The sequence below is a fragment of the Vibrio sp. 1249-1 genome, assembly GCF_033340495.1.
Genome location: NZ_JAWOWJ010000001.1, coordinates 121,459 through 147,075, shown reverse-complemented (window position 1 = coordinate 147,075; position 25,617 = coordinate 121,459). Strand labels below are relative to the sequence as shown.

Annotated in this window: 28 protein-coding genes; 6 read left to right on the top strand and 22 right to left on the bottom strand. The window is 45.6% G+C overall.

What is annotated here, in order from left to right; genetic code table 11:
- Positions 1-176 precede the first annotated feature (176 nt).
- Positions 177-1,127 carry a helix-turn-helix domain-containing protein gene (locus R7Z50_RS00700; protein WP_031781237.1) on the top strand — a complete coding sequence of 317 codons (951 nt, stop codon included), beginning with the start codon at positions 177-179 and terminating at the stop codon, positions 1,125-1,127.
- Between the two features lie 44 nt (positions 1,128-1,171).
- On the opposite strand, the gene R7Z50_RS00695 is transcribed toward R7Z50_RS00700, so the two are convergent.
- Positions 1,172-1,699 carry a TetR/AcrR family transcriptional regulator gene (locus tag R7Z50_RS00695; RefSeq protein ID WP_005373975.1) on the bottom strand — a complete coding sequence of 176 codons (528 nt, stop codon included), beginning with the start codon at positions 1,697-1,699 and terminating at the stop codon, positions 1,172-1,174.
- A gap of 122 nt (positions 1,700-1,821) precedes the next feature.
- Here R7Z50_RS00695 and R7Z50_RS00690 point away from each other — a divergent pair, with 122 nt between their 5' ends.
- Positions 1,822-2,043 (top strand): hypothetical protein, encoded by a 222-nt coding sequence (locus R7Z50_RS00690; protein ID WP_017635120.1) that lies wholly within the window; start codon positions 1,822-1,824, stop codon positions 2,041-2,043.
- A 98-nt stretch (positions 2,044-2,141) separates the two neighbouring features.
- Here R7Z50_RS00690 and R7Z50_RS00685 read toward each other — a convergent pair whose 3' ends face one another.
- A complete protein-coding gene (locus R7Z50_RS00685) occupies positions 2,142-2,513 on the bottom strand; it encodes a VOC family protein (protein ID WP_206970420.1) in 372 nt (123 codons plus the stop codon).
- Between the two features lie 59 nt (positions 2,514-2,572).
- On the bottom strand, positions 2,573-3,463 hold the full coding sequence (locus R7Z50_RS00680) for a LysR family transcriptional regulator (RefSeq protein ID WP_206970465.1): 891 nt from the start codon (positions 3,461-3,463) through the stop codon (positions 2,573-2,575).
- 109 nt (positions 3,464-3,572) lie between these two features.
- Between R7Z50_RS00680 and R7Z50_RS00675 the strand changes: the two genes are divergently transcribed.
- Entirely contained in the window at positions 3,573-4,184 is a 612-nt protein-coding gene (locus R7Z50_RS00675) for a LysE family translocator (protein WP_064376175.1), read from the top strand.
- Between the two features lie 130 nt (positions 4,185-4,314).
- On the opposite strand, the gene R7Z50_RS00670 is transcribed toward R7Z50_RS00675, so the two are convergent.
- From R7Z50_RS00670 to R7Z50_RS00660, 3 genes are all read right to left on the bottom strand, one after another.
- Positions 4,315-4,524 carry a hypothetical protein gene (locus tag R7Z50_RS00670; protein ID WP_005373984.1) on the bottom strand — a complete coding sequence of 70 codons (210 nt, stop codon included), beginning with the start codon at positions 4,522-4,524 and terminating at the stop codon, positions 4,315-4,317.
- Positions 4,525-4,629: 105 nt separating this feature from the next.
- A complete protein-coding gene (gene groL / locus R7Z50_RS00665) occupies positions 4,630-6,228 on the bottom strand; it encodes a chaperonin GroEL (protein ID WP_053304624.1) in 1,599 nt (532 codons plus the stop codon).
- Positions 6,229-6,261: 33 nt separating this feature from the next.
- Positions 6,262-6,552, bottom strand: coding sequence for a co-chaperone GroES (locus R7Z50_RS00660; RefSeq protein WP_005373989.1), 291 nt, complete (start codon positions 6,550-6,552; stop codon positions 6,262-6,264).
- A 267-nt stretch (positions 6,553-6,819) separates the two neighbouring features.
- Here R7Z50_RS00660 and R7Z50_RS00655 point away from each other — a divergent pair, with 267 nt between their 5' ends.
- Positions 6,820-7,170 (top strand): rhodanese-like domain-containing protein, encoded by a 351-nt coding sequence (locus R7Z50_RS00655; RefSeq protein WP_025768015.1) that lies wholly within the window; start codon positions 6,820-6,822, stop codon positions 7,168-7,170.
- 96 nt (positions 7,171-7,266) lie between these two features.
- On the opposite strand, the gene R7Z50_RS00650 is transcribed toward R7Z50_RS00655, so the two are convergent.
- From R7Z50_RS00650 to R7Z50_RS00635, 4 genes are all read right to left on the bottom strand, one after another.
- Positions 7,267-7,665, bottom strand: a complete 399-nt coding sequence (locus tag R7Z50_RS00650; protein ID WP_005373991.1) for a GFA family protein — start codon at positions 7,663-7,665, stop codon at positions 7,267-7,269.
- 251 nt (positions 7,666-7,916) lie between these two features.
- Positions 7,917-8,180 (bottom strand): DUF3012 domain-containing protein, encoded by a 264-nt coding sequence (locus R7Z50_RS00645; RefSeq protein WP_005373992.1) that lies wholly within the window; start codon positions 8,178-8,180, stop codon positions 7,917-7,919.
- A 194-nt stretch (positions 8,181-8,374) separates the two neighbouring features.
- On the bottom strand, positions 8,375-9,394 hold the full coding sequence (gene fni / locus R7Z50_RS00640) for a type 2 isopentenyl-diphosphate Delta-isomerase (protein ID WP_054576170.1): 1,020 nt from the start codon (positions 9,392-9,394) through the stop codon (positions 8,375-8,377).
- A gap of 238 nt (positions 9,395-9,632) precedes the next feature.
- A complete protein-coding gene (locus R7Z50_RS00635; RefSeq protein WP_318070575.1) occupies positions 9,633-11,432 on the bottom strand; it encodes a sodium:proton antiporter in 1,800 nt (599 codons plus the stop codon).
- 440 nt (positions 11,433-11,872) lie between these two features.
- On the opposite strand from R7Z50_RS00635, the gene R7Z50_RS00630 reads away from it, so the two are divergent.
- On the top strand, positions 11,873-14,536 hold the full coding sequence (locus R7Z50_RS00630; protein ID WP_411979498.1) for a DUF2339 domain-containing protein: 2,664 nt from the start codon (positions 11,873-11,875) through the stop codon (positions 14,534-14,536).
- 88 nt (positions 14,537-14,624) lie between these two features.
- On the opposite strand, the gene R7Z50_RS00625 is transcribed toward R7Z50_RS00630, so the two are convergent.
- Genes R7Z50_RS00625 through flgB form a run of 12 tightly spaced genes read right to left on the bottom strand, consistent with a single transcriptional unit; the run spans position 14,625 to position 24,615 of the window.
- Entirely contained in the window at positions 14,625-15,665 is a 1,041-nt protein-coding gene (locus R7Z50_RS00625) for a flagellin (protein ID WP_136976308.1), read from the bottom strand.
- Between the two features lie 18 nt (positions 15,666-15,683).
- Positions 15,684-16,583, bottom strand: a complete 900-nt coding sequence (gene flgL / locus R7Z50_RS00620) for a flagellar hook-associated protein FlgL (RefSeq protein WP_005373998.1) — start codon at positions 16,581-16,583, stop codon at positions 15,684-15,686.
- 13 nt (positions 16,584-16,596) lie between these two features.
- Complete coding sequence (gene flgK, locus R7Z50_RS00615) at positions 16,597-17,970, bottom strand: flagellar hook-associated protein FlgK (protein ID WP_005374000.1); 1,374 nt, start codon at positions 17,968-17,970, stop codon at positions 16,597-16,599.
- On the bottom strand, positions 17,971-18,519 hold the full coding sequence (locus tag R7Z50_RS00610) for a rod-binding protein (protein ID WP_005374002.1): 549 nt from the start codon (positions 18,517-18,519) through the stop codon (positions 17,971-17,973).
- Positions 18,520-18,529: 10 nt separating this feature from the next.
- Positions 18,530-19,666: a flagellar basal body P-ring protein FlgI gene (locus tag R7Z50_RS00605; RefSeq protein ID WP_139831986.1), complete on the bottom strand. Its 1,137-nt coding sequence runs from the start codon at positions 19,664-19,666 to the stop codon at positions 18,530-18,532.
- Positions 19,651-20,322 carry a flagellar basal body L-ring protein FlgH gene (gene flgH / locus R7Z50_RS00600; RefSeq protein WP_017635111.1) on the bottom strand — a complete coding sequence of 224 codons (672 nt, stop codon included), beginning with the start codon at positions 20,320-20,322 and terminating at the stop codon, positions 19,651-19,653. The genes R7Z50_RS00605 and flgH overlap by 16 nt, the downstream gene beginning before the upstream one ends.
- 32 nt (positions 20,323-20,354) lie before the next feature.
- Positions 20,355-21,140 carry a flagellar basal-body rod protein FlgG gene (gene flgG / locus R7Z50_RS00595; protein WP_005374008.1) on the bottom strand — a complete coding sequence of 262 codons (786 nt, stop codon included), beginning with the start codon at positions 21,138-21,140 and terminating at the stop codon, positions 20,355-20,357.
- Between the two features lie 24 nt (positions 21,141-21,164).
- Positions 21,165-21,896 carry a flagellar basal-body rod protein FlgF gene (gene flgF, locus R7Z50_RS00590; RefSeq protein WP_222716452.1) on the bottom strand — a complete coding sequence of 244 codons (732 nt, stop codon included), beginning with the start codon at positions 21,894-21,896 and terminating at the stop codon, positions 21,165-21,167.
- 12 nt (positions 21,897-21,908) lie between these two features.
- Entirely contained in the window at positions 21,909-23,105 is a 1,197-nt protein-coding gene (flgE, locus tag R7Z50_RS00585; RefSeq protein ID WP_005374010.1) for a flagellar hook protein FlgE, read from the bottom strand.
- A 27-nt stretch (positions 23,106-23,132) separates the two neighbouring features.
- Positions 23,133-23,816 (bottom strand): flagellar hook assembly protein FlgD, encoded by a 684-nt coding sequence (gene flgD / locus R7Z50_RS00580; RefSeq protein WP_318148800.1) that lies wholly within the window; start codon positions 23,814-23,816, stop codon positions 23,133-23,135.
- Positions 23,816-24,250 carry a flagellar basal body rod protein FlgC gene (gene flgC, locus R7Z50_RS00575; protein ID WP_005374012.1) on the bottom strand — a complete coding sequence of 145 codons (435 nt, stop codon included), beginning with the start codon at positions 24,248-24,250 and terminating at the stop codon, positions 23,816-23,818. Before flgC ends, flgD begins: the two co-directional genes overlap by 1 nt.
- Positions 24,251-24,252: 2 nt before the next feature.
- The gene (flgB, locus tag R7Z50_RS00570; protein ID WP_005374013.1) at positions 24,253-24,615 is read right to left on the bottom strand and encodes a flagellar basal body rod protein FlgB; all 363 of its coding nucleotides are present in this window, start codon (positions 24,613-24,615) and stop codon (positions 24,253-24,255) included.
- A gap of 77 nt (positions 24,616-24,692) precedes the next feature.
- Here flgB and flgA point away from each other — a divergent pair, with 77 nt between their 5' ends.
- The gene (gene flgA, locus R7Z50_RS00565) at positions 24,693-25,490 is read left to right on the top strand and encodes a flagellar basal body P-ring formation chaperone FlgA (RefSeq protein ID WP_206970427.1); all 798 of its coding nucleotides are present in this window, start codon (positions 24,693-24,695) and stop codon (positions 25,488-25,490) included.
- Positions 25,491-25,617: the final 127 nt, after the last annotated feature.

Genomic DNA, 25,617 nt, shown 5'->3' with positions numbered 1-25,617 from the left:
CTCTTCACTATTTGGTTCGCTTTTTGCTGAACTATCAATAAGCTTTAAGAAAGTATTGCCAAATGTGTTCCGTAGCGTTATCAAAAACTGGCAACATTTATAAACCAATAATAAACAATGAGTTATGTAAATACTGATCCAACATGACTCACAAAAAAGGAATGAGCATCACAAGGATGAGTAACCAAATGCCCCAAACTGCACCAATGCTGTGCATCCATCACACTAAGGATGCAAACCAACAAGCTGCGAGTCTGATAAACTGGCAACAGGAATATGACCAACTCAGCGATGGTCGATTTTTAGGTCAAATTCGAGAACGACGATTTCCCAATTTCCATGTGTTTCGTGAAGACAGTAACCGCTCGCTAAGACAGCAATGCAGGGTTGAAGAGGGAGGTATTTGGTTGGGTTTGAGTGCGGAAAATAAGCCGCTACACCTAAATCACAGTCAGTTTAATTCAAGCCAACTTTTGCTTAGGCAAGGTGGCGCTGATTTTGAGTTAATGACACCGGAGCAGTTTTCTATCTATGGAATAGTGCTCGACAAAAACTTCGTTCACATCATAGAAAATCAACTTGAGCTTGGGAGTATCCAAAACAACACATTTCACTTAACGGGTTTGACGGAAAAACACATTCAACAACTTAAATACTACTTAGGCACGTTACTTGGTTCCGCCGAGCCAAGATGGTCTGAAACCACACATCAAGCAATCTTAAAAGACATTGTGCTGGAGTTGTTCTCACTCAGTTCACTGCACACGAGCCATCCGATATCAATCTCTCATCGTCAACACGTGATGCAGCGTATAAAACAACAGCTACAGGATCTAGACTACCGTACACCAATAACCGTCAGTGAACTGTGTGATGCAGTACACGTCAGTCGTCGCACACTACAGTACACCTTTGAACATTGCTGTAATACTTCCCCAAAGCAGTTCATACATCGAATGCGCCTGAATCAAGTACGTAGAGTGCTACAAAGCCCTGAAGATAATCGAACAATTGCAGAAATCGCTTTTGACTTTGGTTTTTTCCATCTCGGGCAGTTCAGTCAAAGCTACAAGCGGCTATTTGGTGAGACACCAACTGAAACGAGAAAATGGGAGTCCAGCAAATAAGATGACAGGCAGTATATTCTTTCAGATCCTGCGTTGGGGCCATGTTATGCAGTCGCAATGATTTGCTGAAACTTAGCATGAAGCTCTTCAAGTGCCGCTTCAACATCCGGTTCTGCACGGCTCAAGTGCGAGATTAACGTCATAAAATAGCAGTCAAAAATCAGCGGTATTTTTCCCTCAAGGACGGAGCTTCCGTTTACAGATTGAAACAAAGCTTGGTTAAACGACTGATAATAATCCAAATCCCAAATCACTTCTTTCAACAAAGCTCGGCTCAGCTCAACGTTCGCAAAATAGTAGCGATAGTATTTCTCCGTCAGCGCCAAACCAATGTCGATATCGGTTTTACCTTCCACACTGACTAGCGTTTCTTGGCTGATCTGTTGCAGTTGCGCCAGCATCCCTTCGCGCAAAATCGACAGTTTAGTCGGGAAATGGCTAAACACTGTGCCATCGGCTACTCCTGCTTCTCTCGCTATCTGCCTTGTGGTCGTCATGTCATAGCCATTTTGAGCAAAAGATGCCCATGCGGCTTTTAGAATTTTATCTCTGGTTTGTTGTCGCTTCGTCATTGATGTGTCTGCTTAATGAGCCTGAAAGGATCATACCTTGCGTGGTTGAGATTGACAAATTGAGCGCGCTCATTTATAAAATTGAGCATGCTCATTTTATATAAAAACAAAAGGAATCGCTCATGTACGTATTAAACAAACTAGGCCAAGGATTGATTTTCTTCCCGACCATCTTCTGCTTTTCGTATATTTTAAGACCGATATTAATGGTCATCCTTATTCCAGGAGGACTCGCACTTTTGGCGTTAATCGGTGGCGCAGAAGTCAGAGCGGAACTCAAAGCCATGCTGCTTGAGGAGTTTTTTGGCGTTAGCCCATCGCACACCACCTCGAAAAAGGCGTGAGTGCGCTACAAACGTTGGCAAGGCTAAGTAAAAAAGAAAACGCGCAGATATCGAGATCTCAATACCTGCGCGTAGATGTGGTGAAAATAAGACTGGCGTTAGTCAGTATTCATGTTCTGACCAATTCGCCATAAAACGCCGCTAGGGTCAAACAAACAACATTCGCGCATGCCCCAAGGTTGCTCGACCAGCTCAGTCAAACGCGAACCAAATTCTTCATGACCCACTTTGGATAAGTGCTGATGCCAGCTTTTTGCGTCTTCTACGAGCAAGTGCATCATGAAGTTATTGCCGTGTTCTGGCTCATAAAAATTCTGTAAAAGAAACGCGCAGCTACCTTGAGAGAAGTATGCTACATCACCGAAGTCCGACGCCATTTCAAAGCCAATCGCCTCATAAAAGCGTTTTGATAGCGCGTAATCTTTCGCCGGAACAAATGATTTGATTTCAACAATATTGAGGTTTTCCATTTCCAATTTCCTAAGCCTTTTTCCATAAAACTGACTGACGTAATCTCGCTCTATGCCTTCTATTCGCCTTGCGTAATCTGCTGTGATGACAGTGGCACACACTCTGCCATTTGCGTTTGTAACCACGTGATAAATTTATGTTCGAGTTCTGTACGCTTTTTATCTTGACTCAATAAAACGTAATTGCAACTTGATGGAGAAAACCCAAATGGTGCGACCAAATTACCACGCTTAATATCGTCCATGACAAAAGGATACGATCCCATTGCGACGCCTAAGCCGTCCACCGCTGCTTGTATGCAAAAATAAAAATGCGCGAATGATTGCTGAGTGTTGACGTTGAAAGTTTCACAACGTGTTGATTGCTGCCAATCCGCCCAAGCATTCGGTCTGGTTTGGCTATTCAACAATCGAGCTGCTTTCAAATTGTCTTTAATGGATTGCCAATACTCAGGAGAAAATACCGGCCCCACCCACTCTTCCACAAGAATGGTTTTGTCATAATCGTGATGCTGCGCAAAATCGTCTCGACGAATCGCCATCGAAAGCCCAGTTGATCCTAATGTTACCGGGCCACCAGCCGTCGACAAACGAACATCAGCACGGTGTTCATCATTAAACGCGGCCAACCTTGGCATCAACCAGCGCATGGTTAATGTCGGTTCACAAGACACTTCAAGATGCTGATGCTTCTCTTGCATAAGCGTATTCACGCCTGTTTCTAGCGTTTGGAATGCCGTTTCTGTGTATGTCTTGAGTAATTCGCCTTCTGCCGTCAACACGACTTTCCTGCCCTCTTTGAAGAACAAAGGTTGAGACAGATATTGCTCAAGTTGCTTGATCTGCTTACTCACGGCTCCGTGAGTAATGTTCAGTTTGTCAGCCGCTTCAGTGTAGCTTGAAGAACTCGCCGCAACGTGGAAGACATAAAAAGATTTCAGGTGACGCATCTGTGAGTTTTTCTCACCAATATGGGAATATTTTTCGATTATAGTCAGTAATAAAGACACCTACAATTCCGCTACATCCCAGACTTCATCATTCAAACAGGAAATCGATATGGAATTTGTAACTCTTGCGTTATTAGGTGTGCTTATTGTCATTAGCCCTGGCGCAGACTTTGTTTTGGTATTAAGAAATAGCTTAAATCAAGGACGAAAAGCAGGCGTGTACAGTGCGATTGGTATCAGCATGGCGATCAGCATCCACATCGCTTACTCCATGCTGGGGATCAGTTACTTAATTTCACAAAATGAATGGTTGTTTAATCTCGTGCGCTATCTTGGGGCCGCTTATCTTGTCTACCTTGGGATTAAAGGAATATTCTCCTCGCAGCCTGCGTCAAACTCAGAAACCATTCAACAGAGCGAGTATTCAATGTGGCGATTTTTCATGCAGGGATTTCTGTGTAATTTACTCAATCCCAAGACGATGCTGTTTTTTCTGAGTATTTTTAGCCAAGTGATTTCTCCCGACTCTAATCAGCAACACATCGCCTTTTTTTACGGGATTTATATGATTGCGCTGCATGGTATTTGGTTTTCTATCGTTGCTGTTTTATTCACGTCATCCCAGCTACAAGCTTTCTTGTTGAAGATTAAGCATCGACTCAATCAAGCATGTGGGGCGGGATTGATCATTTTCGGCGCAATGCTGGGCTTAAAGGTGTAGTGCGCTTGCGGTCCGATTACCCCAGTTCAAATTGATCATTGAACAAGTGGCAGTAATCAAATAAAAATCTACATTATCAATACTTTAAATTAGAAAAAACAGCCAACGTGCGCTGGCTGTTTCGATACAGTTAATGGATGACCCGAGCGTCCCCTTTAAATAACTGAGACAGATCGATAGTGAATATCGTCACTGTCGGACGTTTAGGCAGAGCATTTTCGATCGAAAACTCTGGCCCAGCTGGAACGAGGGGGAAGTGAATAGCAGTCGGCCACGTTGACGAAGCTTCATTACCGCCCGGCTCAGATATTGAGAAAGAAAACGCAGGTAAACGGGTCATAACACTTACCTCAAATGACTGATTAGCGGGCTCAAGCGAGCCCGCTTAGGTTTTGCAATGTTATTGTTATTTTAACGCTTACTTAATCACTAACGATTGATGACGTTAGATATCAAGTTCTTTGTCTTCAACGTGGTTGGTGATCATCGCTTCAGTGGTGATCATCAAGCCAGCAACAGACGCTGCGAATTGAAGCGCTGAACGTGTTACTTTCGCAGGGTCCAAGATGCCCATTTCGATCATGTTGCCGTATTCACCTGTTGCAGCGTTGTAACCGTAATCGGAATCACCAGCTTTGACAGCGTTCGCCACAACAGAAGCTTCGTCACCTGCGTTAGTTGCGATTTGACGAAGAGGCTCTTCCATTGCACGTAGCGCAACTCGGATACCCACGTTTTGGTCATCATTGTCGCCTTTTAGATCCGCCAATTCTTTCGCGATCTTAGTTAGGGCAACACCACCACCAGCAACAATACCTTCTTCAACCGCTGCGCGAGTAGCGTGTAGCGCATCGTCCACGCGATCTTTCTTCTCTTTCATCTCAACTTCGGTTGCAGCGCCGATCTTGATCACCGCTACGCCGCCAGATAGCTTCGCAACACGTTGTTGAAGCTTATCTTTGTCGTATTGAGAAGTGGTTGTTTCGATTTGTTTTTCAATCGAAGCCACACGATCAGCAATCGCGCTTGCTTCTGCTGCGCCACCCACAATGGTTGTTGTGTCTTTGGTAATGGTCACTTTCTTCGCACTACCTAGTTGCTCTAACGTTGCTTTTTCGAGCTCTAGGCCGATTTCTTCAGAGATGACCGTACCAGCAGTTAGTACCGCAATGTCTTCCATCATCGCTTTACGGTTGTCACCAAAGCCAGGCGCTTTCACCGCAGTCGCACGCACGATGCCGCGCATGTTGTTCACAACCAATGTCGCTAGCGCTTCACCTTCGATGTCTTCAGCAATGATCAATAGCGAGCGAGAAGATTTCGCCACTTCTTCTAATACAGGCAATAGCTCGCGGATGCTACTGACTTTTTTGTCCACCAATAGGATGTAAGGGTTGTCTAGCTCTACGCTGCCATTTTCTTGGTTAGTGATGAAGTATGGCGACAAGTAACCGCGGTCAAATTGCATACCTTCAACCACAGACAATTCGTTGTTTAGACCTTGGCCTTCTTCAACCGTAATCACGCCATTGCGACCCACTTTCTCCATCGCTTCTGCAATGATTTCACCGATCGCGCGATCGCTGTTTGCAGAAATGCTACCCACTTGGGTGATAGATTCTTTGTCGCTGCATGGCTTAGACATTTCACGTAGTTTCTCAACCGCCGCTTCAGTGGCTTTGTCGATACCACGTTTTAGGTCCATTGGGTTCATGCCAGAGGCTACCGCTTTAAGACCTTCATTGATGAAAGATTGCGCCAGTACGGTAGCGGTCGTTGTACCGTCCCCCGCTTCATCATTCGCTTTGGACGCCACTTGTTTCACCATTTGTGCGCCCATGTTTTCGAACTTATCTTTCAGTTCGATTTCTTTCGCTACAGACACGCCATCTTTGGTGATGGTTGGCGCGCCGTAAGATTTATCAAGCACAACGTTGCGGCCTTTCGGGCCTAGTGTCACTTTTACTGCGTCCGCCAGTAAGTTCACACCTTTCAGCATTTTTTGACGTGCGTCATTAGCAAATAATACGTCTTTTGCAGCCATGGTTATCTCCTCAAAAAACTACTACAAAAATAATTACTCAACGATTGCTAACACATCAGATTCGGACAGAATTAAGTATTCTGCGCCGTCAATTTTCTCGGTTTTCACGCCGTAACCGTCATTGAAAATGATTTGGTCGCCCACTTTGACTTCCATCGCAGCGCGTTCGCCATTTTCAAGACGTTTACCTAAACCAACAGCAATGACTTTCCCGCGGTTTGATTTTTTCACCGACTGAGAAGTTAAAACGATTCCCCCTTCAGATTTATTTTCCACCTCTTGTCTTTCAACAATTAGCTTGTCATTTAAAGGACGAATTTTCATTTTTAAGTGCCTCCTACTTGGAACCAAAAATAAAAGACAAAATAAACATCAAGATGGATTTGCGAGTCGACAGCTCGCTTTCGATGAAAATAATAAGGTCGAAAAATTAGAGTTCAAGAGGTGAATTTGATAAAAATTTTTTATTAAATTAAATAAAATTTTCTATCGAATTATCGCATTCACAACCACTTAGCATCTCTTTATGATGGAAAATGTGCTCAATCAAATCTAGAGTGGTTACGTACTCTTAAAAAGGATAATCAAACAATGAAAAAGGCCGTATCTCTATTTCTTGCAACGTTATGCGTTGGCTTCCTCTCACCCAACGTGTCAGCTTCTGAACGCGCTGAACAAGGTTGGCAATTGATTGACGAGGGCGCGATGATTGTCGATGTGCGCACGCCGCAAGAGTTTTCTGAAGGGCATTTGGATAATGCCGTCAACTTCCCTTTATCTGAACTTGATAAACATTTTCAAGACGTCGATAAAGATCAAGCTATCGTGTTGTACTGTCGCAGTGGTAACCGCTCTGGCAAAGCGTATCAATACTTACAATCGCAAGGCTTTACGAATCTGCACAATGCAGGTGGCTTTGAAGAACTACAAGACGCCAAATAGTCGTCTCCGTTCTAATATACAAAGTAAAAGCACAGAGCGCGTCGCAAGCGTATTGTAACGCGCTCTGTTTCTAAATACTTATCTACAACAACTCTACTATCTGGGCCCTGCATCAAATTGAGTCAGGTTATCCGATATCTCGATCCATGGCGCTTTCGATGCGACAAAAATATGGAAATCAGGCTTGTGAGAAGGTGTGTCATCCAAGATACCAAGGCGAATGTTGACGATCCCATTGTTCTTTTTCGAATACAGGCTCGATCCGCAGTGGCGACAAAAGCATAGCATGGTATTTTCGCTTTTCTGATAAGTTTGAATATCTTCTTTCCCTTGGATAATAAGCAGTTTATCCAACGCAATACCACCGGCAGATGAATAGTCAGAACCTGTGAACTTGCGGCATTCAGAGCAATGGCAATTTCCCATGTACTTAAATTCATCTGCCACTTCCAACTTTACCTTGCCGCACAGACATGAGCCTTTTAGTACTTCCATTTGAATTCCTTTTTGTTATGAATCTAATTGAAGTAGATGGCTATCTCGACACCATGCCATTGCAATACGAAAAATTAAAGGCAGGCAATACAGGTTTTCAAAAATGAAACGAAAATGTAAAACTTTCCATTCAGAGGGAAGTGCGCTGACACGTGAAAAATCGAGCTATTTTAGATACAAAAACACCAAGCAATAACGCTTGGTGTTTACCTCACAGAATGTCACCTCAGAAAAGGCGCTTTCCGCTGTGCTTAAAAAATGCAGTGTTTAGTAAAGCTGGTCGCTTCGTTTGCAGTCCAGTCACCTTTCGGCTTATCTTTCAGGTTTTCACACCATTGCTCGCTGCCGACACCATCTTGCAGAACACAATGCTTTGCAAAGTCTACCGCGTTGTCTGCTGTCCATTCTGTTTTTGGCTTATCGCGCATGTCGTTACACCAGCCTTCAGTGCCCACTTCATCACTACAAGCGGTCAAAGCAGAAGCCGCCAACATCAGCATGACTAGTTTTTTCATAAATTTAAGGTTCCAGTTGCAAACAATAGTAAAACTAAACTCAATCTCTTCAACACGTGCCCATTCAAGTGTCTGAATAAAGGCGTCACTAGCTGAAGTGACTTTTGTATCAACTATAACGAAATTATCAGTCTACGTGTTAAGACATCGAAAAATTATTGAGCGACTCTGTGTAAAGCGCGCCATTCTAAAAGCTATAGACAGCGCGCTTTCGTTAGCTCACCAACCTTAGAAGAGCCAGTACCAAAGCACGCTAAACGCAGCTCTAATGCCATTTGTTCAAAGTGTTCGACGACAGACTGCGTGCTGATCGTCGCAGCTTTTAATACCGCACCAGCTTGCCCAATGAGATTAGCACCCAAATGAATGGCTTTCGCCGCTTCAAGTCCGTTATGAACACCTCCCGAGGCGATCAACGGTAATGTAGGATGCAGTGCGCGGATTTGAGCCAAACATGTTGCTGTAGGGACACCCCAATCGCGGAAAAGCTCGGCTGCACGCTGCATTTTCGGATTATCTTGGCAATACCCTTCAACCGCACTCCAGCTTGTGCCACCCGCGCCCGCAACGTCAATTGCATCCACACCAGCATCAATTAATCGCTGCGCAATGTGTCCGCTAATACCAAAACCGACTTCTTTGATAATGATAGGAACCTTCACGCGAGATTTAAGCATCTCAATTGCCTGGAAAACACCAACCCAATTGTGATCGCCATTTTTCTGAAACGCTTCCTGCATTGGATTAACGTGCACAAACAAGGCATCGGCTTGAATCGCCTCAACCGCACGTTGCGCATTATCGAGTTTACCTTTATCGAGCAATTGAGCGGCTCCAAGATTGGAATACAACGGTACTTCTTTCGCCAACTCACGAATGGTTTTACCCAAGCCCGAATGCTGACTTTCTTCTAAGCTAATCCGTTGCGAGCCCACACCCATGGCAATACCTAATTCACTTGCTGCTTCAGCCAAACGACAATTGATCGTTTCTGCGTCTTTTGCTCCGCCAGTCATCGAGCTAATCAAAAACGGTAGCGCTAATTGATGACCAAGAAACTCTGTCGATAAATCGATCGCGTGAAAGTCACATTCTGGCAGCGCACAGTGTTCAAACTCGACAGACTCAAAACCCGCCGTTTTATGCTTCATGCTCATATCATGATGTAAAACAGCATCTAGGTGTAAATCTTTTCGGTTAGTTTGCGGAGCCATAATGTCACCCTAAAGTAAAACAGTCGCGCAGTATTGCGATCCTTATCAGTAACGTCAATGCGAATTTTGTGAATTTGCCGGATTACTTTTCCGAAACGAGTAATGAATCTCGACTGCCCCTGACATTATAAGAAAAGAAACTCGCTTTCCGTTTTAAACAAGCCGGCAAGTTTCTCTTCAAATTGAGATAATCAGCGTACGATACCCATGATGAAAATGGATCACATTGCTCTGTAGTTTACTTTACGCTGTCCGACAGAATTAGCGACACAACAGTGCTTGTCGTCGTTGGTTCAAACTGTTCGGGATCATCACAGAATTGAATTTTTCCTTTTTCTTCTACATGGAACAGCGGTACAACTGAACTACCTTTGTGATGCGCTAAATAATCTTGATACGTGAAGTTATCGCTCAATTTCGTGTGTTTAACCTCTGCACCACGACTTAACATACTGGCTAGCTGGGTATAGCTTACATTGCCGCCCATCAGCAATTTACCATGGTACTCCTGAGCCACGGAGTGCTTCTCGCTGCCATTGCCGTTGGTTTTCACTTTTTGTAAGCAGTGAACTTTATCTTCCCCAAACTCGTCGACGAATTGCATGCAAGCCATAATGTTGAAATGCTGATCGGGCGTTAATGCAACCACTTGACCTATTCCTATCAAGTTCAAGTTGTCGTCCGCGTGACTAGAAATAGGGTTGCCGTAATAGTAATCCAACCCCAACATACGAACCTGACTGATGTACTCCCAGTTTGAGTCAGTCATTAATACGCGGCGGTCATAACGCGCCAGCGCCTGCCCTATTTCTCTTGCTACTCGGTTAGCACCAATCAACAAGAAGCCGCGTGGTGCTGGCTCTGCAACGCCCAACGTCAGCGCTACAGGACGTGCCGTCGCACTTTGTAACACGACCGTTCCTATAATCACCATGAAGGTCATAGGGACCAGTAAAATCGCTTCATCAATGCCGTATTCGGTCAATTTGATCGCGAAAAGAGACGAAATCGAAGCAGCAACAATACCGCGCGGTGCAACCCAAGACAAAAACAGCTTATCTTTAAGACGCAAGTTGCTGCGGAAGGTTGAAAGAAAAATCGATAACGGACGCGACACTAACTGCATAAATACAAACAACAATAACGCACCGCTACCTAGCGCAGCAAAATCATCCAGACTGATTCGAGCCGCAAGGAAGATGAACAATCCGGTGATCAGTAAAATGGTTAAATGCTCTTTAAAGTGCAGAATTTGCTGAATATTGATGTCTTTAGCGTTTGCGAGCCACATACCCATTACGGTGACGGTTAGTAACCCAGCTTCAGACTCAATGTGGTTAGAGACCGAAAATACACCTAGAACCACCATCAAAACCGCAAATGGCTGCAAATATTCCGGTAGCCAAGAGCGACGCATGATCGTCGCAACTGCATAGCCTGAGGCCGCACCTAGCATGACACCGACAGCAATGATCGTCCCAAACACTTCGACGCTATTTATCGCGCTGTGAGATACGATAAACTCGTAAACCATCACAACAAAAAGCGCACCGAGCGGGTCAATCAAAATCCCTTCCCATCGCAAAATGTTAGCAAGCGTACTGTTAGGTCTTACGGTTCGTAGAAGTGGCACGATGACCGTCGGCCCTGTTACTACGGTTAAGCTGCCGAACAACATGGCAAGCTCCCAAGTAAAGCCGAGGAAATAGTGTGTTGCGATACTGGTCGCCGCCCACGAAATGATCGCCCCGATGGAAACAATGCTCCATACCGAACCACTCACGCCACGAATTTCTTTAAAATTTAAGGTCAAACTGCCTTCAAATAAAATCACTGCCACCGCCAAAGAGACCAACGGAAAGAGCAAATTACCTAATATCTCATCAGGATTTAACCACTGCATAAATGGCCCGACGATCAGCCCTGCCAACAACAAAAATAAAATCGCTGGCAAACGCAATCGCCAAGCTAACCATTGGCAACCTAAACCAATAACCCCAACCGCTGACAGCACCAGCGCTTCATTACCCACTTGCATCAATAATTACCTGTTTTTGTCTTTTTTCGCGTGAATGCGCTATACCCGAATACATTCAGCCTTACGGTCAAATAGAAACAACCGAACGTGCAAATCAAACGACTGACCTTCGATGACATCGCTACGAAACGCACATGTTTGAAGTCCTTTGGCGATCGCATCAGAACTATGAATATAGTTGACCCCCAATGACTTAACGACTCATTTTTGTTCATCAGGTCTTAAAGTGGCACACAAGTGTGCGACTTTGTCGAATTCATCATTACGCATTGAGTTTCATTATGTAGAATGATTTCTGAAGAAAGCGCGGAACCTAGCACTATATGAGGCTAAGGCATAGAGCATGAACTAAGCTTTAGCGTAAGTGCTCAAAGTTAAGAATCGTGGGTCACGCGACGTACGCAAGGAGAAATGGATTGTACGTAATACTAGCACTGTTCATGGCGTGTCTCGCCATCCTCATCGGAGTGAAAGCCGCCAACCGAGCTGCACTTTTAGAAAAAGAACTAACCAAACTTCGTGAGGAAGTTACATCACTACGAGCCAGTGTCCATGGGGGCTCAAACCAACAAGTGCACCAACAATCCAGCATCGAAAAAGACACACCATCTGTAGCGACGTCACCTCACATAGAATCACAACAGAAAAATGTCTCATCCTCTGGGGAACATGATCCAGCTGCCAACCTAGACTTAGACCAGAGCGCTGCGAATCAAGAATACGCCCAGACAAGAGAAGTGCAACTGGATGTTTTTAGTCAAGAAAATGAGTCATTCCTTCAGAGTAAAGTTCAGAGCCTGCTTAGCAACATTCAAGAAAATTGGTTGGTTTGGGTAGGCGCATTGGCCATGCTGATCGGTGGAGGTTATCTCGTACAGGTGATTGGTAGCCACATCCAGTTTTCGCCATTTATGCGAGTGTCCTTTGCCTTTATGATCTCATTACTAATGGTGCTTGTTGGCGAGTGGTTTCACCGTAAAGAACAACAGAATCCGCAACGGGCAGCACGAGCCCAAGGCTTTACGTATGTTCCTGCTGCCGTTACCGGTACGGGATTAACGGGCATTTACTGCACCGTCATTTTTGCCTTTGTGGTTTATCAAATGCTAACGCCAAGTATCTCGTTGATCATTTTGGCTTCAGCGGCATTTTTCAGTTTAGCATTATCATTGCGACAAGGGCCGTTAATGGCCGTGCTTGGCTTAATTGGTGGCTACACAGCACCACTGTGGATTGGAGGTAGTGAACCCAACTACTTTTTGTTAGCCGGATACATCTGCGCGATTTCGTTCGCGGCGACCTTATTGATGCAAAAAGTGCGTAGGGCATGGATTACGCCAAGTATCGCGATTCCACATGTCATTTGGATGTTGCTGTTGATTGAGAGTGTACCAACAGAACGGTTGTTCTCGTGGCTCGCGATTTATCTCTCCATCACTTTGTATCTCATTTTCGCGGTTCCGAGAATGGGTTGGATGCTCAATCCTCGCTTTCGTCACTATCAAAGCAAGTGGACAAACTCGCCGACCGCTACCGCTCTCGCAACTGCTTTATTGACCTTTTCTGCCGTCACCAGAATGCCGGAGCTGAACACTCTACAAATGGCGTACTGTTATACGCTGCTTGTTGCGAGCATCTGGCTACCAGCACTTCGTACAGGCTGGTCATTACGTGTATTTTTGCCATCCATACTCGTCTCGGCAACCGCGCTGATAGTTCTTACCATCGCTTTTGATGCGCTGTATATGGTAGAGCGAGAAGCTAGCATCCTATTCGCATTGGCGGTGAGTATTGCGCTGATCTGCTATCGAACATATTGCCAATCACTTAGTGACCGTTCGCAACTCAGTGGGCTGCTTCTGCTGGTACTGGCTCCCGCGATGAGCTTAATTACGTTGTTTTATATTGACGAATTTATGCAGGGCTACCTGTGGTATTGGACTGCATTCTGCGCATTGATGGCCACTTACTACGTTGTGCTTGGTCAGCGTGCACGTTCGTTGGCATTAGAATGCTCTGCCGTTATGCATGCTTTAATCATAGGTATTGCTTTTGTTTGGTTGAGCGATACTTGGTTAACAACAGCAATCTCAATACAAGTTGCGATAATGGCCTTACAGGCTCAAGTCGGGTTATTTCGACCTGCGAGTTGGGCGATTAAAGTGGCAATGGGAATACTGGTTATCCGACTCACGCTGCTACCTTTCATCCCCGAATGGCAACCGGTAGAAGCTGGGCATTGGGCTTGGGTTCTTGTGAGTTATCTGCCTTCTCTCTTCATCTTGTCTTATGCTCGTTCAACACTAAAACAAGTGGACCGAGAACTGACCAACTGGTTTGAAGGGGCGTTTTTACATGTATTCTTAATGGCATTGTTCACCCAAACTAACTACTGGTTAACGGGGCAATATGGTTACTTGGGGCACATCGACTTCACAAGTGCGGCAGTCTTTGCCAATCAAGCATTAGTTATGGGTTTGGTATACAGCTACCGCAGCCAATTTGCGCAACGCTTAAGTCGTATCTACGAAATCTATAGTTACTTGCTTTGGTGCGCGTTCGCTATATTGATTATTTTGCTTAATACGGCAGAATCGCCGTTGGTGACTGATAACGTCTCGGCACAAGCACTTCCCATCTTTAACATGCTGAGTATCGGCTGGCTGTTACCAGCTTGCATCCTGCTTATCGCAACCTTTAAACGCTGGAATACGTTGCAAGTTCATCGATTTGCGATTGCTAGTCTAGGCTTTTTACTTGCAGCCATTTGGTTGGGGATGTCTATCCGTCAATTCTGGCAAACCACATCGATGATGCTGTATAAGCCAACCAGCATGGCAGAGTTGTTCAGTTATTCAGTGGCTGGCTTGCTCGTAGGTGGATTGCTGACTTGGCGCGGCGTGACCCAACAGGGGCTGATGATGCAGCGTGTCGGTCTAGTGGTCCTTGCCTGTGTCGCACTGAAAGTATTCTTATGGGATGTGAGCTCTCTGGATGGGTTCTGGCGAGCAATAAGCTTCTTAGGCTTAGGTGCGTCTTTGATAGCACTTGGATGGCTATTCCAGAAATTGAATCGTTCGGTGGCAAAAGCACTCGAGCCCTAGACGAGTCAAAGAGAGATTCCCGACAGTGCGCTGTTTTCGTTATTGGGGGACGATAACAGTGTAAAGCCGGGAATCATTGGAGTGTTCGTTACTTCAGTAAAGCGACCACGGTATGACGACGCACGTTTGCTTGCGCATTCAATGCCTGAAAAGTCGAAGTAAACTCGCCAGACTTTTGCATGAATCCATCCAGTTTTGCATTCACCTCATTGACTGAAAGCTGTGCGGTTTTGGTTTGGATAGAACGCATTTGAGTATTCAGTTCACCATGAAAAGCTTTCGCTTCCTGCAAGCTCGTTTGAACTTGTTTCAGATGCTGATTTACTTTGGCAATCGTCTGCTTGATGCCGTCGCGTGAGCCTAGATCAAACCCGAGCTCCGCAATACCATCTGGCTCAGACTTTAAGTTCAAAACGTTAGGCTGTCCCGCAGGGAATCGGTGCCCTTCCCCCGTTACCATCACCTTTTGCTGCATTTGTTGATAAGCGTTGTCTCTGGCTTCAAATAAAATGCTGCCATCATCGGCTAATGAGGCTCGCATTCCTAACGCAATCAAGCTGCGATCCAGCATTTTGACCGTTCGCTCACCGTCTGATTGTCCATCAAACTGAATCATCACCGCTTGACCTTGAGGAAAATCCAAACGGATTTGCTCGGCCTTGTCGCTTAAGCGATGAACATTCAAACCTGGAATAGAAAAGCGACGAATGTCCGCTTTATCCAGTTTTAAGTGCAGTTCGTTATTTAGGACTTTCTGGCCATCGAAACGTGCTTGCTCAACGACTTTTTGGATGGTGGCTTTAGAGCGAACCAATGTATCCTGCAAACCAGGAACATTTTGTACGCCTTGATTCACAGCTTGCGTCAAACCACGTTTAATTTGCGTGAGCTCTTTGCCAATCACCTGCAGCGATTTGGACGCGATCTGAACCGCCGTGGCTTGCTGCTGACCCTGCGTAAGCTGAATACCAGATACAGAGTAGGCTGACGCAGTGTCAGCCTGAATTTGCGCCGGGCGCGGTTTAATTGCCGTACTTGAGTCTGCAGAACGGGTCGGCATGATAGAGGCTTGTTCTTGTCCACCTAAGCGTATGCTATGGGGTCTAACCTCTACTGTACTCATTACCATAAAAAGAACTTCCTAACCTTATAAACGGTCAAACAGCGACAAACCATCGATCTTCACATAGCTTGCTTGCGTTGCTTGCAAAGCGGCCATGTAATTACTCAATCGTACCGACGCTTCACCATAGTCCAGAGCAGAGAGGTCTCCAGATACCTTGTCAACGAACAGCTTGTTTTCACTGTGCGCGCCACCAACAAGATCTAAGTTGTTGTGTCGACCACCAATCTCAGTCATGGTCCCTAGTACGTTTGAAAAAGTATCGTCGATAGCGCTGATACTCGCCTCAACTTCAGCTCTGAAGTTGGCGGTAGGGCTCTCAAACTCTTTGATCAGCGCATCAATTTGGTTAAGCACGTTATGGCCTCCCCCAAGGTCCAATATTTCTTTTGCAGTCATATTGGAATCCATCGTGACGCCTTTAGCAATTGTTACTACGCGCTTGTCACTATTACCTTCAATTACGTAGCTGCCGCTCGCTTTACTTACAGCCGCAGTATCCGTTTTAGTACCAGAGAAAAGGTAGTGCCCTTCTTCATCCTGCGCGTTAAAAGACGACTCAATAGAATCACGGTAACTCTTAAGCTCTGTAATCATACCGCCACGACTTTCGTCAGTAAGAGAGCCGTTCGCACCCCAAAGCGCGATGTCTCGCATGCTTTTTAAGCTTTCTTTGATCGAATCTAAATGGGTTTCTTGACTCGATAGCGTCGTTTTTACGTTTTCAATGTTGTTTTTGTACTGAGCAATCGCACTGGTTTCTCGGTCTAAGTTAAGCAACTTGATCGAAGCCATTGGATCGTCAGACAGCTTGGTTAAGCGCTTGCCAGTAGACATCTGTTGCAGAGCTTCGCCTAATCCCGCGCTATTGCTCTGCAAGCTGTGCAACATCATTTGACTAAATTGATTGTCACTAATTCGCATCTAAACTTTCCTCTTAGAATAACTGCAGAATAGAATCGAGCAGTTGATTTGCTGTGCTGATCACTTTCATGTTGGCATTGTGCGCATTAGCAAACATCATTAGGTTAGCCGCTTCTTCATCGCTGTTTACGGAACTAACATTATCGCGAGCTGCGTGCGCTTGCTTGTTCATGGCTAACTTCGCTTGATAATCAGCATTAGCTTGGCGTGCTTTAATTGCGGTTTGACCCACCATTGAACTAAAGGCATCGTTCAAGCTTACTGAGCCGTAACCTGATACCGCCACTGGCTTGTTGCTTAACTCGATCAATGATTGCAACGCATCTGCGTTACCAGGTGTTCCATCACTTGAGAACGCAAGCTCATCTGGAGTTAGCTTGGTAATATCCAAACTGGCTGCAGGGTTTGCTGGGTCATAGCTGAACAAAGGTTTACCTGGGTTGCCATTTAAGTCTTTGCCAGTTGCAAGCACGGCGTTGTATTCATCCGCGAGAGCTTTCGCCATGTCATTCAGAGCCAGTTGGTTTGGTTTCAACACTTCGGTTTGATAGTCATTAATCGCACCTAATTTGCCACCAAGCGAGTCACCAATCGCAAAGCTTTGATTCGAGAACGTGACGTGTAAGTCCGCTAAGTAAGGATCACTCGGGTCAGGAATGGCTTCCAGTTTGCCATGGTCCGTACCCATCACAAGCGGTTGACCAGAGGTTAGTGTGACCTGAACACTGCCGTCATGCTGCTGTGTTGTTTTGATTTCAATGGTTTGAGATAACTCACCGATTAACCTATCTCGTTCATCCATTAACTGTGATGGATTACCACCTGTACCTTGCATCTCTACCAGTTGCTTGTTCACCTTCGCGATATTTTCCATAAGGCTATTCGCGTGGTTAAGCGCTGCATTACGTTGGTCGCTCATGTCTTTATGTTGATTGTATAAAGACTCGGTAAGCGTATTAAAGCGGCGGGCCAAAGCTTCAGATTCGTTAATGATCTGCTGGCGGTAAGGTATGGATTCCGGCTTAACGGTCGCATCGTTAAGCGCAGCGTTTAGCGAGTCCAAGCCAGCCGATATACTGAAACCATCGGCACCAAGCGTATTCTCCAGCTGACTCATGTTACTGGTGTATCCAGATGCGTATGCCGCCATACTGTTAGTCGACCACGTTTGCTTAATCAGAAATTGATCAGTAACGCGGCGAATGCTAGTGACTTCTACCCCTAAACCTGGACTTAAGCGATTGGCTTTACCATCATCGACAGACGCCATCAACGCTTGTTGACGACTGTAACCCACGGTATTCACGTTTGCCACGTTTTGCGCGGTTACGTCTAGGGCCACACGGTTCGCGCCTAAACCTGAAAGGGCAATATTAACTAGGTTCATTTACAGCTCCATTTTTCTGATCAACGGCTGAGAAAACGCGGTAGTCATACCGGCCTCACCGAATACCTGTTTAACAGAGGCGACGGCTTGAGAAGCGGTATTAAATAGGCTTGAATTCTTCTCCACCTCTTTAGAATCTACTTGTGAGATAGATTCAGAATTCGAAGCTTTACCATCGTTAGCGGATGAGATGTTGCGCGCAGCATCGAAAGCAACCTCACGCATAGACGGGCTCAGCTGCTGGATGAGCATATTGGCAATGCCTGAGCTCTGTTTCTTTGCTAGTTCCATCGCCAGCTGACCGTCATACATATCACGGAATACCCCTTGTTGCTGACTGGCGAACGGGCTGTCTTTATCAGCAAGAGCATCACTACTGCTGCGCATTTGGCGTAACACCATTTGTAGGAACATTGCCTCAAATTGACCTGCGACGACTTCAAGTGCGCCTTCTTGATCACGACTATGCTTGATGTTAGCCAATGCACTATTGTCGTGATAAAGCATCGAATTTAACTGAGTTTGTTCATTGGTACTGTCTAGCTTCATCCTTAACTCCTTATATCACGACCAATTCAGCGTTCAATGCACCCGCTTCACTCAAAGCTTGCAGGATAGACATCAAGTCTGTAGGCGTGGCACCTAAACTATTTACCGCATTAACTATGGTGTTAAGTTCCGTGCCTGGAGGCCAAATCACCATCTGAGCGAGATCTTCATTCACATCAAGGTCCGTTTGGTTAACGACTTTCGTATCGCCATTTGCAAACGCATTAGGCTGACTAACTTGTTGTGATTCAGAAATTCGCACGGTCAAGTTACCGTGACTTACTGCTGCTTCACTCACTTTGACACTCTTACCGATCACTACGGTGCCAGTGCGAGAGTTAAAGACAATACGAGCAGGTTTACGGCCTTCAACGACGCTCATTTCTTCAAGCATCGACATCATGACGACACGCTGCTGTGTATCTTTTGGTGCACGCATATCAATGCGCGCTTTATTGATCGCAACTGCAACTTTAGGTCCAAAAGTGTTGTTAATTTCACGCGCAATATTTTTTGCTGTAGTGAAGCTAGGCTTGCGCAGGTTTAGGGTGATTTCATCACGTTGGTTGAAATCGGTTTTGATTTCTCTCTCTAAAGTCGCACCATTCGGAACGCGACCCGCCGTTGGTGTGTTTACTTCTACTTTGGAGCCACTTCGCCCCTCTGCAGATAAGCCGCCCACAACCACGTTACCTTGCGCAATCGCGTACACTTCGCCATCAATACCACGTAAAGGCGTTAGCAATAACGTACCACCGCGAAGGCTCTTTGCATCACCGATTGAAGACACAACCACATCCAACGTTTGTCCTGGGCCTGCCATTGGGTCAACGGACGCTGTCACACTCACAGAAGCCACATTTCGTAGCTTAGGGTTCATACTGTCATCAATTTGAACCCCAAACTGACGTAGCATGTTGGTAATAGATTGAGAGGTAAATTTCACTTGGTTTCGGTCACCTTGTCCGGCTAAGCCAACTACCAAACCATAACCAACCAGTTGGTTTTCTCGAATGCCGCGAACATCGACCAAGTCCATGATCGGAATTTCCGCTTCAGCACGTGAAGTGCCTGGTAGTCCCAAGGTCAACACCAATAGGAGAGACATAAAGAAAGATTGCATTGTCTTCATTAGAAAGGTACCCATGGGCTGTTGAAGAACTGAGTTAGCCACCCGGCTGCGTTGCTGTCAGCTAGCGCTCCGCGACCTGCGTAGGTAATTCTTGCATCAGCAATTCGTTGAGAAGAAACTTGGTTACTGCGGTTAATATCATCCACACGGACGATACCGGTTAGACGAATAAACTCGTCGCCTTGATTCAGACGAAGCCATTTTTCACCGCTGATACGCAATACGCCATTAGGTAATACTTCGTGTACCGTTACCGTAATGGCACCTTGAAGCTTGTTGCCTTGTGAACTTGATGCACTGCCATCGAAGTTACGTTTGCCATCCACGCTAACCCCTAACTCATCGATAGTTTTCGTGCCTATGGTCGGCGCCACAAAGTTAATTGCTGAACTTTTACCGAACTTAGTACCCGCATTTTTACTCGATGAGGTTTCTTCTGATAATTGAACCGTTAATACATCGCCAACTCGGTAAGCACGACGATCCTGGAACAGAGTCATCGTGTATTGGTGACGATAAAGGCTACCAGATTGGGTTTCCGGCAGCGTGTAATCGAGCGTTGGTGGTGCATATTCCTCAGCATTCGGCTCAGGCGGAATAAATTCCTGACGGCCAGCACATCCCACCAGCAACACGGCGGCTACTGCCCAACTCTTAGAAAGCCATTTCATTGCTTTTTCCTTCATCATCACCAATTTCATACTTACATTGATTGCGAAACAAACTTCAGCATGTCATCTGCAGCAGAGACCACTTTCGCATTCATCTCATACGCACGTTGAGTGGTGATCATGTCGACCATCTCTTCTACTACTTGTACGTTTGACCCTTCCAGTGCACCTTGCTTGATAATGCCGGCGCCATCAGCCCCTGCAATCAGCTCATCAGCTGGACCGCTGGCTTCCGTTTCACGGAATAAGTTGCCACCCATGGCCTCTAAGCCGGCTGGATTGATGAATTTTGCAAGTGTAATTTGACCAAGCTGCTGAGGTGTTGGATCGTCTGCTGTTGTTGTAGTCACTGTGCCATCAACACCCACAGAGAAAGAGACCGCATTGTCTGGGATCTGGATTTGAGGCTCTAAAGGCAGGCCCTGACTGTTCACCATTAAGCCTTCTGAGTTTCGATGGAACTGACCATTACGTGTATACATGATCTGTCCGTCCGAGTTTTCTATTTGGAAGAAACCCTGACCCATTACAGCAAGATCCAACTCTTGCGTTGTGTTTTGGGTATTACCTTGCGTGAACACTTTTTGTGTGCCAACAACGCGAACACCGCTACCTAGCTGAATACCACTTGGTAGTTCGTTAACTTGGTCTACTTGTGCGCCTGGTTGACGCTGAATGCTGTAGAAAAGATCTTCAAATACGACTCGGTCACGCTTAAAGCCAACCGTGTTTACGTTTGCTAGGTTGTTAGAAATGGCAGTCATCTTCGTGTCTTGCGCTGCCATGCCTGTCTTACTTACCCATAATGCTGAATGCATTTTTTACTCCTTGCGGGGCGAGACTTAGCTCGCCGCCATTAATTTGTTACCAGCTTTTGCTAGAGTTTCCGCCGTTTTCATCATGCGAACTTGCATTTCAAAGTTGCGCGTCAGCGACATCACACTAACCAATTCATCAATAGCAGATACGTTACTGCTCTCAATGTGCTCAGGAGAGAGTTGCACGGTTTCATCTGCCGCGAATGGCACGCCATCTACGCTGTGCAGCAAGCTATCGCTCTCTTTTTGCAGTTGATTAATTTCCGGTTTAACCAACTTCAAAGTGCCTGCCACAATTTCTGCGCCGCCACCTGGTGGGATCACTGAGACTTGACCACGCTCGCTGATTTCAATCTTTTGATAATCCGGCACAACCAAAGGACCATTGTCACCGAGGACAGGGAACCCATTGATTGTTAGAGCGCCAAAAGTATCGACCTGAATATTGCCTGCACGGGTGTAAGCTTCGTTACCCGCTGGGGTTTCTACAGAGAGATATCCCTCCCCCATAACCGCAACGTCCAACGGACGTCCTGTTTTCACAATATCGCCAGCGTCGAAACGTGTTGAGGCAGAGTTGGTCACAACCATAGTGCGACCATCAAAACCTGGGCCTTGCATCTCTACACTACGCACACGCTCCATATCCGCTCGAAAACCCGCAGTATCAGCATTTGATAAGTTGTTTGAACGAACGTGCTGCGCTTTAAGAACTCGGCTGGCACCCGACGTTGCCGTAAATAACAAACTATCCATGCAAAACTCCCATTACACCGCGTTAAACAAAGCTTGAGTAAGCTTGTCGCTGGTAGAAATTGTCTTTGCGTTTGCTTGGTAGTTGCGTTGTGCAGTCATTAGAGCAACAAGCTCGCTGGTTAAGTCAACGTTAGAACCTTCTAATGCACCCGGAGTTAGGTCACCCATCGTACCTGAACCCGGAACACCCATAATTGGAGCACCTGAGCTAAAGCTTTGAGTCCATGATGTTCCACTCACTTTCGCTAAGCCTTGTGTGTTTGCAAAATCAGCAAGAACAACCTGACCTTGTAGCTGTGATTGGCCGTTAGTGTAAGTCGCGTAAACCATGCCGTTACCTTCAACGCGTACACCTGCAAGTTCACCTGATGTGTAACCGTTAGGACTATTAGTACTTACGCCAAAAGCTGCACCAAATTGCGTGCTGCCTTTCAGGTTAATGTCTACACTCATCGCGTTCGCGCCTGCAGCAGGGAATGAAACATTAAACGGCGCAGTTGGTGCTGAAAGCGAGCCGTCTTTACCAAACGTTACAGGCACAGTTGCTACTGGCGTCGTACCGCCATCTACTTGAACGTTCACTTCCCACGAGTTAGAAGCAGTCTTAGTAAAGTACTGAGTTACCGTGTGCGAGTTACCCAGTGAGTCGTAGACTTTTGTTGTGTAAGACGAGTTAAATGAGCTTGGATCTTTTGGATTGAATGGCGTTACGGCTTTATCAATAACAGACGCGCTTGCGTCGAAGTTCGCAACAAAATCTAAGCTGTCTGTTGCTTTAGCATTCAGTGAGGAAGTCGATACCTGAATATTACCCACAGAACCTGTCATTAGGTTGTTGTTGCTATCGACACTGTAACCTTGAAGCTTTGCACCGCTGTTAGCCGTAACAAAGTTGTTCTTATCCGTTGAGAACACACCTGAACGTGTGTACAACATTTGACCCATATTATCTTTAGTAACAAAAAAGCCACCGCCATTAATAGCTAGGTCCATCGCACGGCCAGTTCCTGTGATACTGCCGTCTTTGTCGAAGTTCTGTGAAATTGACGCGACTTCCACACCACCAGGTTGCATGCCGTTATATACAGCGGAGAATTCTGTGCGGCCACCTTTAAAACCATACGTTGATGCGTTGGCAATGTTGTGACTGATTGTGTTTAGCTCTGTGTTGGTCGCGTCCAGACCACTTAGTGCGATGTTAAAACTCATAAATAGACCTCTGATTTCCGTATTTGGTTAAGCACCAAACTGAGTGATTTGATAGAAAGGAACGTTGCCAACGCCATGGACATTGACTAATGCTGCGCCACCGGTATTAGGAATGCGCACTTGCTCAACAGTGCCTGCCATCAGCACATTTGGACTTGCTTGCCCTTCTTGCACTTCTACGGCCACTGAGTATTTGCCTGGTTTAAGACCAAGTTCTTCAGGATTAATTGAAAAGTCGACGTCACCTTTGCCGTGAGCACCTAGTGGCACTTTAGTTGATTGACCAAATTCATCTTTAACAACTAACGTGACTTGGTTTGAGCTATGAGCGAGTTCGATTTTTCCGTTTTGTACGTCTTCACCAAGCTGAAATTCATCCGCATTGACGTAAACCGTTTTCCCAACAAGGCCCGCTGTTGATAGCACTTGCATGTTGTCCAGTAACACCATGCTCTGTTGCATTGTCTTAGACATATTCTCGGTACTTTGTACCTGCGAGAACTGAGCCAATTGACCAACGTATTCCGTACCATCAAGGGGATTAAGTGGGTCTTGGTTTTGAATTTGAGCCACCATCAAAGAAATAAACTCATTCTCCAATGAAGAAGCACTGTTCATGTCTTTAGGGTTTGGTGAGATACCGTTGCTGTCTTTTGCTTTTGTATTTACTGGAGCGTCAGACGATAAAGGGGTGTATTGTGCAATACTCATTAGCTGCCCTGCCCTAATCTAAGTAGACCTTGCTGCATACTTTTTACATTGGCTAATACTTCAACATTCGTTTCGAAGCTGCGTGTTGCGGACATCATGTCTGCCATTTCAGCAACTACATCAATATCTGGGTAAAACACATAGCCTTCATCATTAGCCAGTGGGTTGTTCGGCTCAAAACGCTTCTCTGCATCTCCAGCATTTTTAACAACGTCAACAATGCGAACTTCTGCATTGGGATAAGCTCCATTTTCTGTTGTCATTTGCGTTTTTTGGTACACAGTCGCAAATACTGGCTTAAGCGCTTTATAAGCATCTTCTGGATTTGCAGATACTGCATCTGCGTTTGCTAAGTTACTGGCTACCGTATTCAGACGCACAGTTTGTGCTGTCATCGCGGAACCAGTGATCGAGTAAATATCAGTGAATGACATAATTAACGTCCCTCAATCGCTTTCGCTAAGCCATTAAATTTCATGTTGAGAAACGTCAGGCTAGTTTGAAAGTCCATGTTGTTTTGCGTGAATTTTGCTTGTTCAACACCAAGCTCTACGGTGTTGCCATTTTTGCTATTCTGGTAAGGCACCGAGTATTGGGCCTGAACCTGGAACTTTGGCACCGGTTTGTTCACACCACCTGCCGTTACTTGGTTCATTACGGTGGTGAAACTTAGGTCTTTCGCCAAATACCCAGGGGTGTCAACATTTGCTAGGTTACTGGCGAGGACTTTGGTACGCTGAACGCGAAAATTAAGTGCCTCTGGATGTACTCCTAAAGCATTTTCAAATGTGATCGCCATGCATCTTCCTTACAGTTGGCTCGAATACGCCAACATACAAACAAGATACGTGCCATAAAAAATAGCTATATATATCAATGATTTACAAACAAGGATGGAAGCCAAACTTCCGGTTCTCGGAAAGCATTAAAAACAAGAGGAAAATGTCTACTTCCTCAACAATAATGCTGACGTTACTCGCTTTGGCATCAGAACAAGCATTCGCCAACACCAATAACAAAACCCTAAGCGTTGAAGAGATAAGGTCCGTTGTAGCAACGGATTTCGAACAAGAGGTGGATCGCGTAGCGCTCTCCAATCAGTGGGGGGAGTACAAACTAGACTTCGACATGTGGGTGCCCGGTTCAGCCAATCACTTGCCAGAATGTCAATCGCCTTTAGTTATCACAGGTCGTGACAACAACACGTTGCCAGTCGGTAACCTCAAGCGCTCAGTCAGCTGCGACAATATCGCATCACCATGGCGAATTAACGTTACGATAAAGTCTTCGCTGACTCTGCCTGTTTTGGTCGCGACAACCACGGTTGGCCGAAATGAAGTCGTAACGGCTAAACACATAAAGCTTGAAACCCGAACCATCTCTCGCCAAGACGATTTTTATACTCGCCCCGAGCAAGCAGTAGGCTTAGAAACCTCTCGTCGTTTGCGGGCTGGACAAGTGGTTAATCCATCCAATTTGTCGGCCCCACCTCTAATCGAGAAAGGCAATGAAGTCATAGTCATTGCGAGCAAAAATGGATTTAGTGCCAGCACAAAAGGAGTCGCCTTAGAAGATGGAGCGAAAGGGCAACAAATTGACGTGGAAAACCCAAGTTCGGGCAAGGTCATAAGAGCAGTCGTAACTGGATTAAACCAGGTTCATACTCAATTTTGATTTTTTGACTCGGGGTAACATTTTTTAATTTTGGCTCTCGTCAGTAACACTGAACTTCGAGTACAAAAAAAATATTTAATGTTTATCACATTCTAACCGCCTACTTAATTTAGAACATGATGATGAG

What these genes read in the sequence shown, in the direction of transcription:
- R7Z50_RS00700 (WP_031781237.1), top strand. Translation starts at nt 177, where the DNA reads ATGAGTAACCAAATGCCCCAAACTGCACCAATGCTGTGCATCCATCAC.
- R7Z50_RS00695 (WP_005373975.1), bottom strand. Translation starts at nt 1,699, where the DNA reads ATGACGAAGCGACAACAAACCAGAGATAAAATTCTAAAAGCCGCATGG.
- R7Z50_RS00690 (WP_017635120.1), top strand. Translation starts at nt 1,822, where the DNA reads ATGTACGTATTAAACAAACTAGGCCAAGGATTGATTTTCTTCCCGACC.
- R7Z50_RS00685 (WP_206970420.1), bottom strand. Translation starts at nt 2,513, where the DNA reads ATGGAAAACCTCAATATTGTTGAAATCAAATCATTTGTTCCGGCGAAA.
- R7Z50_RS00680 (WP_206970465.1), bottom strand. Translation starts at nt 3,463, where the DNA reads ATGCGTCACCTGAAATCTTTTTATGTCTTCCACGTTGCGGCGAGTTCT.
- R7Z50_RS00675 (WP_064376175.1), top strand. Translation starts at nt 3,573, where the DNA reads ATGGAATTTGTAACTCTTGCGTTATTAGGTGTGCTTATTGTCATTAGC.
- R7Z50_RS00670 (WP_005373984.1), bottom strand. Translation starts at nt 4,524, where the DNA reads ATGACCCGTTTACCTGCGTTTTCTTTCTCAATATCTGAGCCGGGCGGT.
- groL (WP_053304624.1), bottom strand. Translation starts at nt 6,228, where the DNA reads ATGGCTGCAAAAGACGTATTATTTGCTAATGACGCACGTCAAAAAATG.
- R7Z50_RS00660 (WP_005373989.1), bottom strand. Translation starts at nt 6,552, where the DNA reads ATGAAAATTCGTCCTTTAAATGACAAGCTAATTGTTGAAAGACAAGAG.
- R7Z50_RS00655 (WP_025768015.1), top strand. Translation starts at nt 6,820, where the DNA reads ATGAAAAAGGCCGTATCTCTATTTCTTGCAACGTTATGCGTTGGCTTC.
- R7Z50_RS00650 (WP_005373991.1), bottom strand. Translation starts at nt 7,665, where the DNA reads ATGGAAGTACTAAAAGGCTCATGTCTGTGCGGCAAGGTAAAGTTGGAA.
- R7Z50_RS00645 (WP_005373992.1), bottom strand. Translation starts at nt 8,180, where the DNA reads ATGAAAAAACTAGTCATGCTGATGTTGGCGGCTTCTGCTTTGACCGCT.
- fni (WP_054576170.1), bottom strand. Translation starts at nt 9,394, where the DNA reads ATGGCTCCGCAAACTAACCGAAAAGATTTACACCTAGATGCTGTTTTA.
- R7Z50_RS00635 (WP_318070575.1), bottom strand. Translation starts at nt 11,432, where the DNA reads ATGCAAGTGGGTAATGAAGCGCTGGTGCTGTCAGCGGTTGGGGTTATT.
- R7Z50_RS00630 (WP_411979498.1), top strand. Translation starts at nt 11,873, where the DNA reads ATGGCGTGTCTCGCCATCCTCATCGGAGTGAAAGCCGCCAACCGAGCT.
- R7Z50_RS00625 (WP_136976308.1), bottom strand. Translation starts at nt 15,665, where the DNA reads ATGGTAATGAGTACAGTAGAGGTTAGACCCCATAGCATACGCTTAGGT.
- flgL (WP_005373998.1), bottom strand. Translation starts at nt 16,583, where the DNA reads ATGCGAATTAGTGACAATCAATTTAGTCAAATGATGTTGCACAGCTTG.
- flgK (WP_005374000.1), bottom strand. Translation starts at nt 17,970, where the DNA reads ATGAACCTAGTTAATATTGCCCTTTCAGGTTTAGGCGCGAACCGTGTG.
- R7Z50_RS00610 (WP_005374002.1), bottom strand. Translation starts at nt 18,519, where the DNA reads ATGAAGCTAGACAGTACCAATGAACAAACTCAGTTAAATTCGATGCTT.
- R7Z50_RS00605 (WP_139831986.1), bottom strand. Translation starts at nt 19,666, where the DNA reads ATGGGTACCTTTCTAATGAAGACAATGCAATCTTTCTTTATGTCTCTC.
- flgH (WP_017635111.1), bottom strand. Translation starts at nt 20,322, where the DNA reads ATGAAATGGCTTTCTAAGAGTTGGGCAGTAGCCGCCGTGTTGCTGGTG.
- flgG (WP_005374008.1), bottom strand. Translation starts at nt 21,140, where the DNA reads ATGCATTCAGCATTATGGGTAAGTAAGACAGGCATGGCAGCGCAAGAC.
- flgF (WP_222716452.1), bottom strand. Translation starts at nt 21,896, where the DNA reads ATGGATAGTTTGTTATTTACGGCAACGTCGGGTGCCAGCCGAGTTCTT.
- flgE (WP_005374010.1), bottom strand. Translation starts at nt 23,105, where the DNA reads ATGAGTTTTAACATCGCACTAAGTGGTCTGGACGCGACCAACACAGAG.
- flgD (WP_318148800.1), bottom strand. Translation starts at nt 23,816, where the DNA reads ATGAGTATTGCACAATACACCCCTTTATCGTCTGACGCTCCAGTAAAT.
- flgC (WP_005374012.1), bottom strand. Translation starts at nt 24,250, where the DNA reads ATGTCATTCACTGATATTTACTCGATCACTGGTTCCGCGATGACAGCA.
- flgB (WP_005374013.1), bottom strand. Translation starts at nt 24,615, where the DNA reads ATGGCGATCACATTTGAAAATGCTTTAGGAGTACATCCAGAGGCACTT.
- flgA (WP_206970427.1), top strand. Translation starts at nt 24,693, where the DNA reads ATGATTTACAAACAAGGATGGAAGCCAAACTTCCGGTTCTCGGAAAGC.